This is a genomic window from Aeromonas fluvialis, from assembly GCF_000819885.1.
Taxonomy (GTDB): Bacteria; Pseudomonadota; Gammaproteobacteria; order Enterobacterales; family Aeromonadaceae; genus Aeromonas; species Aeromonas fluvialis.
In genome coordinates this window covers 5227-5579 of the sequence record NZ_CDBO01000056.1, presented here as the reverse complement: position 1 = coordinate 5579, position 353 = coordinate 5227, and the positions used below count along the sequence as shown (strand labels likewise).

Here is a 353-nt window from a genome sequence, read left to right as displayed (position 1 = left end):
AATGCCACATGCTCATGTCGCTGCTGGAGCAAAAGCCGGCCTGTATGCAGCTCTCAGCCGATACCGCGTCAGAGCGTCAGTTCCTTCCAGATGCCAAAGAGCTGACCGGCATGTCACTCAAGGAGGCCGGACGGCGGCACTGCCGGGCAGAAGTGCTGGATATGGATGTGAGATCGGGCAAGTACGAGTATCGATTGATCCGGCGCTGGTTCGCCGAGGAGAAGCGATTCTGCATCTGGATGACCAACTTGCCACGTGATGCATGGCCAGAAGAGCGCGTGATGCGTCTATATCGCTGCCGCTGGCAGGTCGAGTTGCTGTTCAAGGAGTGGAAATCGCACAACAACCTCAAG

Annotated in this window: 1 protein-coding gene; it reads left to right on the top strand. The window is 57.2% G+C overall.

Features of this window, described 5'->3' with window-relative positions; translation table 11 throughout:
• Nucleotides 1-353: transposase (locus BN1125_RS12265; protein WP_042012570.1), on the top strand; the 353-nt coding region annotated here is incomplete at both ends.